At 60.6% G+C, this 14,285-nt stretch carries 13 protein-coding genes; 10 read left to right on the top strand and 3 right to left on the bottom strand.

Features of this window, described 5'->3' with window-relative positions; translation table 11 throughout:
- Window positions 1-22: 22 nt before the first annotated feature.
- The 7 genes from MUY37_RS04820 (at window position 23) to MUY37_RS04790 (ending at window position 4,716) form a co-directional block, all read left to right on the top strand.
- Window positions 23-859 carry an N-acyl homoserine lactonase family protein gene (locus MUY37_RS04820; protein WP_499194258.1) on the top strand — a complete coding sequence of 279 codons (837 nt, stop codon included), beginning with the start codon at window positions 23-25 and terminating at the stop codon, window positions 857-859.
- Entirely contained in the window at window positions 859-1,464 is a 606-nt protein-coding gene (gene leuD, locus MUY37_RS04815; protein ID WP_499194257.1) for a 3-isopropylmalate dehydratase small subunit, read from the top strand. The genes MUY37_RS04820 and leuD overlap by 1 nt, the downstream gene beginning before the upstream one ends.
- The gene (locus tag MUY37_RS04810; RefSeq protein ID WP_499194256.1) at window positions 1,461-2,459 is read left to right on the top strand and encodes an NADPH:quinone oxidoreductase family protein; all 999 of its coding nucleotides are present in this window, start codon (window positions 1,461-1,463) and stop codon (window positions 2,457-2,459) included. Before leuD ends, MUY37_RS04810 begins: the two co-directional genes overlap by 4 nt.
- 146 nt (window positions 2,460-2,605) lie before the next feature.
- A complete protein-coding gene (locus MUY37_RS04805) occupies window positions 2,606-2,932 on the top strand; it encodes a DUF1476 domain-containing protein (protein WP_499194255.1) in 327 nt (108 codons plus the stop codon).
- Window positions 2,933-2,936: 4 nt separating this feature from the next.
- Entirely contained in the window at window positions 2,937-3,170 is a 234-nt protein-coding gene (locus MUY37_RS04800) for a BolA/IbaG family iron-sulfur metabolism protein (protein WP_499194254.1), read from the top strand.
- Between the two features lie 37 nt (window positions 3,171-3,207).
- Window positions 3,208-3,537: a Grx4 family monothiol glutaredoxin gene (gene grxD / locus MUY37_RS04795; RefSeq protein WP_115417415.1), complete on the top strand. Its 330-nt coding sequence runs from the start codon at window positions 3,208-3,210 to the stop codon at window positions 3,535-3,537.
- A 396-nt stretch (window positions 3,538-3,933) separates the two neighbouring features.
- Window positions 3,934-4,716, top strand: a complete 783-nt coding sequence (locus tag MUY37_RS04790) for an NUDIX hydrolase (protein ID WP_499194253.1) — start codon at window positions 3,934-3,936, stop codon at window positions 4,714-4,716.
- A gap of 19 nt (window positions 4,717-4,735) precedes the next feature.
- On the opposite strand, the gene MUY37_RS04785 is transcribed toward MUY37_RS04790, so the two are convergent.
- Window positions 4,736-5,899, bottom strand: a complete 1,164-nt coding sequence (locus MUY37_RS04785) for a CaiB/BaiF CoA transferase family protein (RefSeq protein WP_499194252.1) — start codon at window positions 5,897-5,899, stop codon at window positions 4,736-4,738.
- 120 nt (window positions 5,900-6,019) lie between these two features.
- Between MUY37_RS04785 and MUY37_RS04780 the strand changes: the two genes are divergently transcribed.
- The 3 genes from MUY37_RS04780 (at window position 6,020) to MUY37_RS04770 (ending at window position 10,857) form a co-directional block, all read left to right on the top strand.
- Entirely contained in the window at window positions 6,020-7,198 is a 1,179-nt protein-coding gene (locus MUY37_RS04780; RefSeq protein WP_499194251.1) for an iron-containing alcohol dehydrogenase, read from the top strand.
- Window positions 7,199-7,207: 9 nt separating this feature from the next.
- The gene (locus tag MUY37_RS04775) at window positions 7,208-8,833 is read left to right on the top strand and encodes an AMP-binding protein (protein WP_499194250.1); all 1,626 of its coding nucleotides are present in this window, start codon (window positions 7,208-7,210) and stop codon (window positions 8,831-8,833) included.
- Between the two features lie 62 nt (window positions 8,834-8,895).
- Window positions 8,896-10,857: a flavin-containing monooxygenase gene (locus MUY37_RS04770; RefSeq protein WP_499194249.1), complete on the top strand. Its 1,962-nt coding sequence runs from the start codon at window positions 8,896-8,898 to the stop codon at window positions 10,855-10,857.
- A gap of 167 nt (window positions 10,858-11,024) precedes the next feature.
- Here MUY37_RS04770 and MUY37_RS04765 read toward each other — a convergent pair whose 3' ends face one another.
- Both MUY37_RS04765 and MUY37_RS04760 read right to left on the bottom strand, forming a co-directional pair.
- Window positions 11,025-11,924, bottom strand: coding sequence for an MBL fold metallo-hydrolase (locus MUY37_RS04765; protein WP_499194248.1), 900 nt, complete (start codon window positions 11,922-11,924; stop codon window positions 11,025-11,027).
- Window positions 11,925-11,940: 16 nt separating this feature from the next.
- Window positions 11,941-14,226 carry a TonB-dependent receptor gene (locus MUY37_RS04760; RefSeq protein WP_499194247.1) on the bottom strand — a complete coding sequence of 762 codons (2,286 nt, stop codon included), beginning with the start codon at window positions 14,224-14,226 and terminating at the stop codon, window positions 11,941-11,943.
- Between the last annotated feature and the right edge of the window lie 59 nt (window positions 14,227-14,285).

Raw genomic sequence — 14,285 nt, 5'->3', positions numbered from 1 at the left:
GCACGCCAAGGGGGAGAGAAACATGTCGCCGAAATCAATTTTGCTGGCCACGCTGCTGGCGGGCTTTGCCGTGCCCACCGCAGCTCAGGAAACGGCCGATATCGAAATGTGGCGGCTCGATTGCGGCACGATCGAGTTGAGCGACGCGGCGCCCTTCTCCGACACACATCTCTACGATGGAGAGCCGCGCACGCTGACCGATAGCTGCTACCTGATCCGAAATGGCGACAGATATCTGCTCTGGGATGCCGGCCTGCCTGCTGCGTTGAAAGGCACCAGCGCGACCCAGTGGGTATTCACGCTGAGCGTCGAAAAGACCATTGCGGAACAACTCGCCCAGATCGATGTGGCCCCGGCCGATGTCACCTATATCGGGATCAGCCACTACCACGACGATCACATAGGCCAGGCAGCGGGCTTTCCCGATGCAGAGCTGCTGATCGGGCGCGGCGATGCGGAAGCCGTCGCTTCGGGCCAGATGGAAGCAACCCGTGCCCAGCTCGCCCAATGGCTTGCCGACGGTGCCAGTGGTAAAGTGACGCGTATTACCGCCGATCACGACGTGTTCGGCGATGGTTCCGTGCGCATGGTGGCGATGCACGGCCACACGCCGGGACACAAATCGCTTGTGGTCGAGCTGCCGCAATCGGGCACCTTCATGCTCACCGGCGATCTCTACCATTTCGAAGAGCAGATCGAAAACAAGGGTGTCCCTGTGTTCAATACCGACCGGGCGGACACGCTGGCATCGTTTCACCGCTTCGACCAGATGGCCGACAATCTCGATGCGACCGTGGTAATCCAGCACGACCCGCGTCACCTCGGCCGACTACCCACCTTTCCCAAGAGCGCCAGATAATGAAAGCTGTCTCGACCATCGAAGGCCGCGCGATCCCGCTCGGCCTCAAGAATATCGATACCGACGTGATCATTCCTGCGCACTGGCTCAAGACCGTCAGCCGCGAAGGCCTGGGCAAGGGTGCGTTCGAAACCATCCGCGCGGCGCCGTGCAATCCCTTCGACGTGGAGGATTTCGCACATGCGCCGATCCTTATCGCGGGCGACAATTTCGGTTGCGGGTCGAGCCGCGAACATGCGGCATGGGCCATGCTCGACATGGGTCTGACCGCAGTCATCGCGCCGAGCTTTTCCGACATCTTCGCGGGCAATGCCTTCAAGAACGGCATCCTTGCAGTCGAATTGCCGCAGGAACAGGTCGATCGCCTGCTCGAGGTCGCGAAGGATCAGCCAATCGCGATCGACCTCGAAAACCAGGTCGTCACCACACCGTTCCAGGACCGGTTCACTTTCGCGATCGACCCGTTCCGCAAGCGGTGCCTACTCGAAGGCCTCGACGAAATCGGCCTGACGCTCGGCAGCGAAAGCGCGATTACGAAACACGAACAAATGCGCCAGGGCGCCATGCCCTGGCTCGATAAACCAAGCAGGAGAGATGCAGCGTGAAGGCAGTCCTTTCGAAGGAAGTCGGTGGCCCCGAAACCCTCGTGGTGGAAGAAATCGACGAGCCTACCCCCGGCAAGGGCGAAGTCCTGGTCAAGGTCGTCGCCTGCGCGATCAATTTTCCCGACACGCTGATCATTCGCGATCTGTATCAGTTCAAGCCACCCCGCCCCTTCGCGCCGGGGGGTGAGATTTCCGGCACCATCGAAGCGCTGGGCGAAGGAGTCGAAGGCTTCGCCGTGGGCGACAAGGTCATGTGCGGCGTCGGCAATGGCGGCTTGCAGGAAAAGGTCGCCGTGGCAGCCGCGCGCCTGTTCAAGGTGCCCGAGGGGATCGATCTGGTGAAGGCCAGCGCCCTGCTGATGACTTACGGCACGACCATTCACGGGCTCAAGGATCGCGGCGAGATCAAGGAGGGCGATACCGTACTCGTGCTGGGTGCTGCGGGTGGAGTCGGCCTGTCGGCGGTCGAACTGGCCAAGGCCTATGGCTGCCGTGTGGTTGCAGCGGTCTCGACCGAGGAGAAAGGCGAAGTTGCCAGGAAGGCGGGGGCCGACGAAGTCGTGATCTACCCACGCGCACCGTTCGACAAGGGCACTTCCAAACAGCTCGCAAGCGACTTCAAGGCGGCGGTCGGTCCGAACGGCGCCGATATCGTCTACGACATCGTTGGTGGCGACTATTCCGAACCCGCGCTGCGTTCGATCGCTTGGGAAGGCCGCTTCCTCGTCGTCGGGTTTCCGGCGGGAATTGCCAAGATGCCACTCAACCTGACCCTGTTGAAGAGCTGCGACATCCGGGGCGTGTTCTGGGGCGCCTTCACGGCGCGCGAACCCGAACGCAACCAGGCGAATATCGAGGAGCTCTTCGATCTGTGGAAGGCCGGCAAGATCGAGCCGCTGGTAAGCGAAACCTACCCCATCGAGCGCGCGCATGAAGCCATCGCGAAGCTGGAGAACCGGGGCGCTATCGGCAAGCTCGTCGTCACGATGGAATAGCGGTTTCCGCTGCTGCGACGGGGGAATATCCGGTTCGCATGGCGCGGGATTGTTGCATGCCGCGCCTTGGCGGGGACTCATCTCTTGTTTCACACGCCGCCCGCGCCTATTCCGGCCTCGCAAGATTCCATCCCGAGAGGACTGACATGACCGATTTCAAGGATCGCGAGCGCGGCGAGGAAGCCAAGTTCGCTTTCGACGAGGAAAATGCCTTCAAGATCGCCGCCCGCCGCAATCGCTTGGTCGGTGAATGGGCTGCCGGGAAGATGGGCCTGACCCAGGAAGAAACGGACGCCTATAAGAAGGCGGTCGTGCAGGCAGATTTCGAGGAAGCGGGCGACGAAGACGTGATCCGCAAACTGCTGGGCGATCTCACTGCTGCCGAATGCGATGTAAGCGAATCCGACATTCGCACGAAGCTGGAAGAATGCGCCATCGAAGCGCGCCGCCAGTTCATGAGCGATCGGAACTGATAGCATGCCGATGGCTGCGAACGACATCGTGACCCTGATCGAAGAGGCGCTGCCGGGCGCGATCGTGGAAATGCGGGATTTGGCAGGCGATAACGATCACTGGGCTGCGAAGGTCACGGCTCCGCAATTCGCGGGCCTCACCCGAGTTAAGCAGCACAAGCTGGTTTACGATGCCCTCGGAGAGCGCATGGGCGGCGAACTGCACGCCTTGCAACTGACAACTCAAGCCCCCACCTGAACCCGACAGGTCAAATTCTATAAAAAGGACGGACCCGATGTCCGACACCAACCAGCGCATCGCCGATATCGTCGGCGGCAACGATGTCGTCCTCTTCATGAAGGGCACCCCGCTGTTTCCGCAATGCGGCTTTTCGAGCCGCGCGGTGGCGATTCTCGACCATTGCGGTGTCGCCTATGACAGTGTCGATGTCCTTCAGGACATGGAAATCCGCCAGGGCATCAAGAGCTATTCGGACTGGCCGACCATTCCCCAGCTCTATGTGAAGGGCGAATTCGTCGGCGGTAGCGATATCATGATGGAGATGTTCGAGGCTGGCGAGCTTCAGCAGATGATGGACGACAAGCAGGTCGCCAAAGCGTCCTGATCTTTTTCGCCCCGCGAGGCGGCTCGATCCAAAGCGATATGGGGTAATAGCCTTCGTAAGGGTCCCATGAGTGGCGGCACGCCTCGCCTCTGTTTCCCTTCGAACCATTCGCCCTGAAACCCAAACGGGTAAGGCCCGCACGGTGAGACTTCCGTGCGGGCCTTTATGCGTCTCGGGTGTCGGGTTTGGAGACCTTTGGGCTGACACCCCCGTTTGAAGATCTGAACGGGACATACCATAGTATGCACAGGGTATGCCAAGATCGAGAAGTCCGACGAATTCTGCGAATTACATGCTTAACGCTCTTTTCGGCGTATCGCTTAATGTAAAGAATGCCGACAGTGTCGCGATGCCTTTCCGCTTGGCAAGGCGCCCGCCTCCGGCCACTACGTGAATATGAGTGAGCAAAGCTATACCGGGGCAGAGGGCATCCCCGCAGCAACTGTGGTCATCTTTCGCAATGCCCCGCAAGGCGGGCCGCCGCAGGTCCTGATGACCATCCGTTCGCGCGAAATGGTCTTTGCCGGGGGTATGGCGGTTTTTCCCGGCGGGCGGGTGGATCCGGCCGATTTCGATCTCGGTGCCGCACTGGGCGGCCCGCTGGACCCGGAAGAAGCCGCGCACCAGGTGGCGGTGGTGCGCGAAACGCTGGAAGAAACGGGGCTGGTTATCGGCCTGTCCGGCGAGATCGACGCTGCAAAGGCGCGTGCGGCCCGCAATTTCCTACAGGAGACCGGCGAACTCTCGCCGGTGCTCGATCATTTCGGCTGGGAACTGGAGCTCGACCAGCTTGTGCCTTTCGCCCGCTGGTTTCCGAAAAACGAGAATATTCCCCGCGTGTACGATACGCGTTTCTACCTTGCCGATCTGGGCACCGGCGCGGTCGAGATCGAGGCCGATCTTTCGGAAAACACGCATCTTTTCTGGACCACCGCTCAAGGGGCGCTCGAGGCGGCAGAGAAGGGCGACATCAAGATCATTTTCCCTACCCGCCGCAATCTCGAGCGGCTCGCGCAGTTCGACAGCTTCGCCGAGGCCAAGGCGCAGGCCGAGGCTATCCCAGTGCGCACGATCACGCCCCATATGGGCGAACGCGACGGGAAGACCTGGCTCGAGATCGGCGAAGATCTCGGCTATCCTGTTACGGCAGAACCCCTGACAACGGTCGCGCGTAGCTGAAGAGCGAATATATCAGCCCCTAGGCGGGCAGGTTCGCCGTCCCGGCCACACCCCACCGTTCGAGAACGGCCCGCACATCCGCGGCCTCCTCGACCGTTTCCGGCGGTGTTCGCACAGGCGATCGGGAAAATCGCGGTGCAGGACGCGGCTGGAAAGCCGCCTTTCCGGAAATCAGCGAGCCACGGGCATCATTCGTCGTGCTGGTCGCCGCTTCTTGAAGCGTGAGAACGGGTGTTACGCAGGCATCGCGATCGGCAAACCGCGTTTCCCATTCCCGCATCGGTCGTCTCTTGACGATGGACGCGATCGATGCGGCGCGGTCGGGCCAATGCCGTGGATTCAGATGGTCGGGGAAATCCTCCGTCCGCAAGCCGAGACCCGCAATGAACGCATCGTGAAACGGTTTTTCCAGCGCGCCAACCGCGATGTGCCGTTGATCGGCGGTTTCATAGCAGCGGTAGAAATAGGCGCTCCCATCGAGGAGGTTTCCCCCTCGACCCGGAAACCACTGGCCCATCTGCATCCAGCCGGCCAATTGCGTCATCAGGACGCTGATTCCGTCTATCATGGCGACGTCGAGCACCTGGCCCATGCCGGACCTTTGGCGTTCTTGCAGCGCGGCCAGCACTCCCATGGCAAGGAACATGCCGCCGCCGCCGAAATTCCCGACGAGATTGAGTGGCGGTGTCGGCGGGCCGTCAAACGGCCCGATCGGAAATAGCCCGCCGCTCAGAGCAAGATAGTTGATGTCGTGCCCGGCTTTCCGGCGGAGCGGCCCATCCTGCCCCCACCCGCTCATGCGCGCATAGATCAGCCGCTCGTTCAGGCTGCATAATTCTTCGGGACCCAACCCGAGGCGCTCCATCGTGCCGGGGCGGTAGCCTTCGATGAGAACATCGGCTTTGCGGACGAGGTCGAGGACCAGATCACGCCCCCCTTCCGATTTGAGGTCGAGCGAGATGGTGGGTCTTCCCCGGAAAATGAAATCGAATTTGGTATCTCCGCCCAATGGATTGATCGTTCCGGCGCGTTGGATGCGAATGCCTTCGGCTCCGAGGTCGGCGAGCAGCATCGCCCCGAACGGGGTCGGCCCCAGCCCGGAGAATTCGAGAACCCTGACCCCGGCCAGAGGCATCGCCCCGTTCACCTCCGAATTTGCCACATCGGCCTGCATTTCGCTCATGTCGTCTCCCAAGAATATTCCCGTAAGTTGAAAAATATACTAGCCAGTATATGCTTTGCCTGTCACTATTCCAAAAGACGACCCGCGAAAAGCGGGCATCGACAGAGGAGAGGATTCGAGATGGGAAGCATCAAACCCAGCGAGCTACGGTTCACCCGAACCGAACGTGTCACCATGGGCCAACCGGCGGCAGATGCCCTGCTGGATCAAGCGCAGGCGATGAATTGCCGGAAGGTATTTCTCATCGCTTCCTCTACCCTGAGGGAGAAGACCGAGGAAATCTCGAAGATCGAGAAGGTCCTCGGCTCGCGCCATGCGGGGACGTTCAGCGGCATAGCGCCGCACGCCCCGCGCGCAGATGTGCTCGCAGCGACGAACGCCGCGCGTGATGCCGGGGCCGATCTTATCGTATCGATCGGCGGCGGATCGGCGACCGATGCGGCCAAGATCGTCAGCCTGCTTGCCAAGCATGAAGTCCGCACGGTGGAGGATTTCGAACCCCTGCGCACCTATGTCAGCGAAGAGGGCGAGGTCATCAATCCGGTTACGGTCGGCCCCGACATTCCGGTCATCTGCGTGCCGACCACATTATCCGGCGGCGAATTCAACGCTCTTTCGGGCTGTACCGACGAAGGCACCCAGCACAAGCAGGCCTACGAACATCGCGACATGGCACCGGTCATGGTGGTGCTGGACCCCGCGATCACGGTGCACACCCCCGCATGGCTCTGGCTTTCCACCGGCGTTCGTTCGATGGATCATGCCATCGAAACACTGTCCTCCGACAAATCGAACGATTTCGCCGATGGGCTTGCCGAAAGCGCGCTCACACTGCTGGTCGAAGGCCTCCCCCGGGTCAAAGCCGATCCGAATGATCTGGAGGCGCGCCTAAAATGCCAGATTGGCGCCTGGCAATCGATGATCAGTATCATCGGGGGCGTGCCGATGGGGGCCAGTCACGCGATCGGCCACATCCTGGGCGGGACGTGCGATGTGCCGCACGGCCACTGTTCGTGCGTCATGGCGCCTTACGTACTCCAATGGAATGCGGAATATGACGATAGCCGCCAGCATCGCACGCTGGCCATTCTCGGCAACACGCATTCCACCGCGGCACAAGCGCTGGACGCCTTCATTCGCGGGCTCGGCATGCCGCGCACGCTGGGCGAGGTCGGAGTGGATCAGGCGCAGTTCCGGCAGATCGCGGAATACACGCTGCTCGACATCTGGGGCCGGACCAATCCGCGCCCGGTGAGAACCGCCGACGACGTAATGCAAATTCTGAATCTTGCAGCTTGAGGGGGCGGTATGACCACACAACGCGATTTCACCGATCCACGCATTCCGAACCGCGACGAATGTGTCCTGCGATACCTGCTCGACAAATGGGCGGACGAACGGACCGACAAGGCGCATGTCGTCTTTGCGGACGGAGAGGAATGGACCTTCGGCGAATTGCAGGAGAAGGTCCGCGCCAAGGCCGCCGGCCTTCGCGAACTCGGCGTTCGGCAGGGAGAACACGTTGCCGTATGGCTGCCCAACGGACGGGACGCGCTGATCGCCTTTTATGCGATCAACTACATCGGCGCAGTGTTCGTGCCCTTTAACACGGCCTATCGCGGCAACCTGTTGCAGCACGTGATCGCGAATTCGGGTGCCCGCTTCCTCCTGATACATCCGGACTTGCTTCCTCGCCTGTCGGAAATCGATCTCGCCAAGGTGGAGAGGTTGGTGGTGACGACGGATAATCAGCCATCTTCCGCACCGCGGCCGATCACGGCGTTCGACAGCCTTTCGGGCGATCCGCAAGACCCCCTCCCGCTGGAACGGCCGATCGAACCGTGGGACATCCAGTCTATCATCTACACCTCCGGCACCACGGGGCCGTCCAAGGGGGTCCTGTCATCCTATCTGCACATGTTCTCCAATGCCGGCCCCGAATCCTGGCCGATGGTGGGGGAGGACGATCGCTATATGTGCGTTGCCCCCATCTTCCATATCGGCGGGATGGGGCCGCCCTTCGTCATGCTCGCCCGTGGCGGTTCGGTGGCGATGATCGACAATTTCTCGACCGACGAATTCTGGGCGGTGGCCAAATCGACCAGATCGACCGTTGTCTTTCTGTTGGGTGTCATGGCCACGTTCCTGCTGAAAACCGAACCGGGACCGGCAGATCGCGATCACATGGTCAAGAAGGCCTTCATGGTGCCACTGACCGGAGACGCGCCCGCCTTCACCGAACGGTTTGGCATCGACATCTATACGATCTTCAACATGACGGAGATTTCATCTCCGGTCGTGTCGGAAGCGAACCCGACCAAGATCGGCACCTGCGGGAAAGCCCGGAGTGGCGTCGAGGTGCGGCTGGTCGACAAGAACGATTGCGAAGTTCCGGTCGGCGAAATCGGCGAAATGCTGGTCCGCACCGATCGCCCATGGGCAATGAACAGCGGCTATAATGCCAATCCCGAGGCCACCGCGGAGGCCTGGCGCAACGGGTGGTTCCACACCGGGGACGCCTTTCGCCGCGACGAAGATGGCTATTTCTACTTCGTCGACCGCGTGAAGGACGCCATCCGCCGCAGGGGGGAGAATATCTCCTCTTTCGAAGTCGAAGCCGATGTGTGTCGCCACCCGGCGGTGCGTGAAGCCGCTGCCATTGCCGTCCCCAGCGAGTATTCCGAAGACGAGGTCATGGTGGTCGTCGCACCGGTTCCCGGCCAAGCGATCGATCCGCGCGAACTGGCCGAATTCCTGATCGATACTATGCCGTACTTCATGGTGCCCCGATACATTCGTCTGCTCGACGAATTGCCCAAAACGCCTTCGGCGAAGGTGATGAAAACCGAACTGAGGGCGGAAGGGATCACCGAGGACACTTGGGACCGTGAAGCCGCGGGTCTGCGCGTCAGGCGTGAAAGTTTCGGCGAATGAACAGTCTCACCACCGAAATCCAGACAGCAGCAGGCTGCCCAAAACCATAGGACATTCCTTTCATGAACCATCCTTTCACGCACCGCCCGGTCTCTTCAGCCGATGCGGATCGAGATCTCCTGCGAAAGGGTATCGCCAAGGCCAATATTCCGGCTCTTCTGCTGGTCCTCTACCAGATGACGGGCGAGGAGCGCTGGCTGAACGAACCCTATGCCCCCAAGCGTTCGCCTGGGCTCGACGACAATGACAGCGGCCAGTTGCCCGAGAATATCCAGAACGAAATTCGCGATGCCGCAAGCACCGCCATCGACGCATGGCTCGAAGGACGGGAGCTCGCCGTTCCGCGCCCCGACAACCGGCGCCTCGCGGAAATGTTGACCGTCGCCATGACCGAGCAAGTGCCGCAGGAATATGGCGACATCATCGCGGCGGGCATGGAGTTCGACGAAGCGGACAACGAGGCAGATACTGTCATCGCTGCCGATAAGAGCGCGATCGTCATCGGCGGCGGCGTCTCGGGCATTTGCGCGGGTATCGAGCTTCAGAAGCTCGGCGTTCCCTACATTCTGTTCGAAAAGAACGAGGATTTCGGCGGGACATGGTTCGAAAACAAATATCCCGGCTGCGGCGTCGACACGCCGTCCCTGACCTACACCTTCTCATGCCGACCGAACGACTGGTCGATGTATTTCCCGCTGCGCGATGAAATCGAGGAGTATCTGCTCGACACGGCGAAAGAGTTCGGCCTCTATGAAAGCGCGCGGTTCCAGACCCATGTGGAGGAGGCCCGCTGGAACGAGCAAACCGGCAAATGGGATGTGACCGTCACCACGCCGCAGGGCAACCGCCAAACCCATAGCGCCGACTATTTGTTCAGCGCGGTCGGCATCCTCAACATTCCCAAATATCCGAAGATCGACGGCCTCGATGATTTCCGGGGCGATGTCTACCACACCAGTTGCTGGCCGGACGATGTCGACCTAATGGACAAGCGGGTGGCGGTAATCGGCAATGGCGCCTCGGGCATGCAGGTCGCCCCCGCGATTGCCGATGAGGTGGAAAATCTGACCATCTTCGCCCGGTCCAAACAATGGGCGGCACCTTTCCCGCAGTTTCGCAAGACCATTCCGGAAGGTGTCCGCTATCTCATGCAGGTGGTCCCATTATATCGTGCGTGGCTGGAACAGCGTTTGTCCTGGACCTTCAACGACCGTGTGCATGGCACGCTGTTCCGCGATCCCGAATGGCCCCACCCCGACCGCGCGGTCAACGAGATCAATGACGGTCATCGCCGTGCATTCACGCGCTATGTGAAGGAGCAGTTGGCGGACAGGCCCGATCTCATCGAACATGTGCTGCCCGATTACCCCCCCTTCGCGAAGCGCATGCTGCTGGACAATGGGTGGTACCGCACCATCAAGAAAGATAACGTGGAGCTCATTCCCGAGCATCTCGCGAAAATCGAGGGCAAGACGCTGTATTCGTCTTCCGGCAAGAGCGTGGATGCCGATGTCATCATCCTCGCCACGGGTTTTGAAACGACCCAGGTGCTTGGATCCTACGCCATCGTCGGTCGTGAAGGGCAGCTTCTGCACGACAAATGGGGAAAGGACGACGCCGCCGCCTATCTGGGAACGCTGGTACCCGGCTTTCCCAACTTCTTCATCCTTCTCGGCCCCAATGTCGGCTCTGGCCACGGCGGCAGCATGATCCGCAACATCGAGAACCAGATGCACTTCGCGGGAGAAGTGGTGCTTTCCGCAAGTGAGCACGGCGCGCGAACCGTGGAAGTCCGCGACGCGGTCTATGAGGATTACCTCCACCGGATCGACGAAGCCCATGAGAAGCTGGTCTGGACCCATCCGGGAACCGAGAACTGGTATCGCAATTCGAAAGGCCGCGTGATCGCCATCACCCCCTGGCGCAACGATGCCTTCTGGCGAATGACGCGCAAACCGAAGGAAAGCGATCTCGTTTTCAGCAGCGATGGCGCGGGGGCGGCCCACACGGCGAAGACAGGCTGAAATCCCGTCGACGCGTCCTGCACCCGCAAACCGGCCCCGAACCGGCATCCCGCCGGGCCGACCCGTCGGATGCGGCAGCATCCCGGAGCTGCGCGAACGCAGCTCCGGTTGCAAAACGTCTTCGGGGCTATGTCGGCACAGGATTGAACCGATGACGCGTTAGGAGGTCAGGTTCTCGATCCGGCACGGAAGAGCGGGCGAAAATTCCCGCCGATACGCTCGACGAAAACCGAATGCGGTGCCGCGAAATGCGCAGGCACGATGCGGGCGCCCCGGTCGGCGGCACGACCCAGTATCGCGCGCCGCGTCCGCACGGCTTCCTCCCGGTTCTCGCAGTACACGCTGTTCCAGTCAGGCCGCTGAATTTGAACCGGGTGGTGCAGTATGTCCCCCGTGAACAGCGCGATTGCGCCCTCGCTCTCCACTTCCAGGACCATATGTCCCGGCGTGTGGCCGGGCGAATCATGCGCGATCATGCCCTCGGCGATCGTCGCACCATTTTCGATCAGTTCTGCCTGTCCGGCAGCGATGATCGGGGCCACACTGTCTTCGAAAACATTGGCGTTTACCGCCGCCCCGGTCAGCGAGCGGTAGGTTTCCTTTTCGGGATTCCACGCCTCTTCATCCAGAGTGGGGAAAAAATAGGTCGCGTTGGGAAATGTCGGTTCCCACGCATCCCCGATCAGCCTGGTGTTCCAACCGACATGATCGATATGAAGATGGGTGCAGAAGACCTTGTCGATGTCCTCGGGGGTAAAGCCTGCCTCGCCCAACCGGTCGAGAAAGTCGCCTTCCAGGTCGCCGAAAATCGGGATTCCTGGCCGCTCCTTGCGGTTTCCCGCTCCGGTATCGACCAGCACCCGCTCGGTTCCGGTATCGATCACCCAGCTCTGCAAATAGCCATAAACGAGCCCGGTGCGCTGAAAATCCGGTACGATCCCGGTCCATCCTCCGGCGAAGACGCCGGGATCGTATTCCGCAAAGAGAGCTTCGGGCGGGCTGAACCCGCCCTGCCATTCCTCGATCCGATAGACCTTGTGGCGGCCTATCCTGAATGCCTCCAACATCCGATGTTCCCGTGACTCAGAAGTCGAAGCCGACGGTCACTCCGTAGGTTCTCGGCGGCCTGAGCGATCCGACTGACACGAAGCCGTAAAGCGGCGCGGTGATGATCGTGTTCGCCAAGGCGTATTTATCGAAGATGTTCTTGCCCCAAACGGATACCGACCATGTATCGCCCGGCGAACGATACGTGACGCTGGCATTCGCCATGGCAAAAGCTTCTTGCCTTGCATCGTCATTGTTGAATTCGGTGAAGAAGACTTCGTCCTGGAAGTTCAGATCCGCCGAAAGATCGATGGCCCCATTGCCGCCCATGTCGATCGTGTGATCGGCAAACAGGGCCACCGTGAACTCTGGCGCATTCGCCAGGCGGTTGCCAGAAAGGTCGGACAAGGCGGGATTGTCCGCACAGACGGGGAACTGCCTGCGCGTCGTATCGCCGGCGGCATAATAGCCATTGCAGAAATCGGTGTATTCCGCATTCAGATATGTCCCGAACAGGCGGAAGGTGGTGTTGGGAGCGGGACGGATCGTCGCCTCGACCTCGAGCCCGTAATTGCGGGCCGAAGCGGCATTGATCGTTTCGACGATGCTGTTTTCGTTGACGAAACCGACCTGCAGATTGGTGTAGTCGTAATAGAAGGCCGCGGCGCTGTAGCCGAAGGTTCCATCGGCAGTCTCGCCCCGCAGACCCAGTTCGTAACTCCACACGTCTTCCGGATCGATGACGGCGTTCAAGCTGCCGATGTTCACCACACCGGATTTGAAACCCTTGGTGACCTTGCCGTAGAGCAGCGTCCCGCCAAGCGTCTCATACTCGAGAACGAATTTTGGCGTAATCGCATCCCAGTCGCCGCTCTTGTCGGTCGGGATGTCGATACCCTGGGCATCGAAGGTGAAGCGCCCGGTGCCCGATCGCTTTTCCCAATTGTACCGCGCGCCAGCCGTGAACGACAGGCTGGGGGTGATATCGACAGTCCCTTCCAAATAGACGCCGACGGCCTTCGTATCCACCGTCCCACGCTGGAGATAGTTGCCGCCATCGAAAAGATCGGGCGGCAGGTTGGTGCCGAGAACGATATTGAAATACCGGGCGAGATTGACCGTCGGCACCCTGACCTCGCCGAACAGCTCCTCTTCGAAATACATCGCCCCACCCAGGAGCGAGACGCTGCCCAGATCGGCTGTGAAGGTCAGCTCCTGGCTGAAGGATTCGCTGTCCTCCGTATAGTTGTTCTGACCGAACGCATTCACATTGGTGACATCCAGATCGTTCCGGTTGAAACGTTCGAACTTGCGATAGGCCGTGGTCGAAGTGAGCGTGAAGCTGCCCTTGTCGAGTGTCGCGATAGCCTGGACGCTGGTGCCTTTGCGATCGTTGATCGCGTCTTCGTTCGAATAGACATTCCGGTTGTCGACCCGCTGGCCGAGATTGGTATAGTAATCGTTGATCGTCTCTCCGCCCAATAGGGGACCGGGCAATACCGCCTCGGGTGCCACCGTCGGGCCGAAATAGTGGAACGCGTAATTGTAATCGTCTTCCCGGAAATGGTCGGCCACTACCAGCAGTTCGAGATCCGGTGTGACATTTGCCTGAAGCGAGCCGCGCAAGGCATAGGCGTCCCTGTCGTCGACCGGGTTTCCGGTGACAAGGTTGGCCCCGTAACCATCACGGCTTTCGTATTTGCCAGCCACCCGGAATGCCAATGCGTCTCCGGCGATCGGTCCGCCCACGGCGCCTTCGAGCGTTATGGCATCGTAGTTCCCATAGGTCGCCCGCGCATAGCCTTCGAAATAGGATGTCGGCCGAGCCGTCACGATGTTGATCACGCCGCCCGTCGCGCCGCGTCCATAGGTCGTGCCCTGGGGACCACGCAGGACCTCGATCTGCGCGATATCGTAGAATCCGCTCAACTGGGCCGCCGGTCGGCTGTTGATCGCGCCGTTCTGAAGAAACGCCACTGCGCCGTCGGCCCCCAGATCGATGCTGGTAAGGCCGATGCCGCGGATAAAGGTCCGGTTGACGCCGAACTGATCTCCGACCGAGACATTGGGTATGGCCGCCGCAAGATCGCCCGCATTCTCAATGCCGCCCGCGCCCACGGCAGATGCGTCGATCACGGAGATGGCGGCGGCGGTATCTTCCAGCGATTTACCCGACTTCGTCGCGGTGACGACGATCACATTTTCCGAACTACCGCTCGATGCTGTCTGCGAATCCCCGTCTTGCGCCACTGCCTGACCCGCAGAGGCGAGCGAAACGACGGCGGTGGCCGCCAGCAATGCGCACTTGGTGCTCTTCTTCATTCTCTTCTCTCCCAAAATACCAAGCCTCTTAATTTCTACTGGCCAGTATAGATTTGTAA

The sequence above is a fragment of the Qipengyuania sp. ABI-127-1 genome, from assembly GCA_022953095.1.
In the GTDB taxonomy this organism is placed as follows: Bacteria; Pseudomonadota; Alphaproteobacteria; order Sphingomonadales; family Sphingomonadaceae; genus Qipengyuania.
This window is presented reverse-complemented; position numbering and strand designations above follow the sequence as displayed.

What these genes read in the sequence shown, in the direction of transcription:
- MUY37_RS04820 (WP_499194258.1), top strand. Translation starts at nt 23, where the DNA reads ATGTCGCCGAAATCAATTTTGCTGGCCACGCTGCTGGCGGGCTTTGCC.
- leuD (WP_499194257.1), top strand. Translation starts at nt 859, where the DNA reads ATGAAAGCTGTCTCGACCATCGAAGGCCGCGCGATCCCGCTCGGCCTC.
- MUY37_RS04805 (WP_499194255.1), top strand. Translation starts at nt 2,606, where the DNA reads ATGACCGATTTCAAGGATCGCGAGCGCGGCGAGGAAGCCAAGTTCGCT.
- MUY37_RS04800 (WP_499194254.1), top strand. Translation starts at nt 2,937, where the DNA reads ATGCCGATGGCTGCGAACGACATCGTGACCCTGATCGAAGAGGCGCTG.
- grxD (WP_115417415.1), top strand. Translation starts at nt 3,208, where the DNA reads ATGTCCGACACCAACCAGCGCATCGCCGATATCGTCGGCGGCAACGAT.
- MUY37_RS04790 (WP_499194253.1), top strand. Translation starts at nt 3,934, where the DNA reads ATGAGTGAGCAAAGCTATACCGGGGCAGAGGGCATCCCCGCAGCAACT.
- MUY37_RS04785 (WP_499194252.1), bottom strand. Translation starts at nt 5,899, where the DNA reads ATGAGCGAAATGCAGGCCGATGTGGCAAATTCGGAGGTGAACGGGGCG.
- MUY37_RS04780 (WP_499194251.1), top strand. Translation starts at nt 6,020, where the DNA reads ATGGGAAGCATCAAACCCAGCGAGCTACGGTTCACCCGAACCGAACGT.
- MUY37_RS04775 (WP_499194250.1), top strand. Translation starts at nt 7,208, where the DNA reads ATGACCACACAACGCGATTTCACCGATCCACGCATTCCGAACCGCGAC.
- MUY37_RS04770 (WP_499194249.1), top strand. Translation starts at nt 8,896, where the DNA reads ATGAACCATCCTTTCACGCACCGCCCGGTCTCTTCAGCCGATGCGGAT.
- MUY37_RS04765 (WP_499194248.1), bottom strand. Translation starts at nt 11,924, where the DNA reads ATGTTGGAGGCATTCAGGATAGGCCGCCACAAGGTCTATCGGATCGAG.
- MUY37_RS04760 (WP_499194247.1), bottom strand. Translation starts at nt 14,226, where the DNA reads ATGAAGAAGAGCACCAAGTGCGCATTGCTGGCGGCCACCGCCGTCGTT.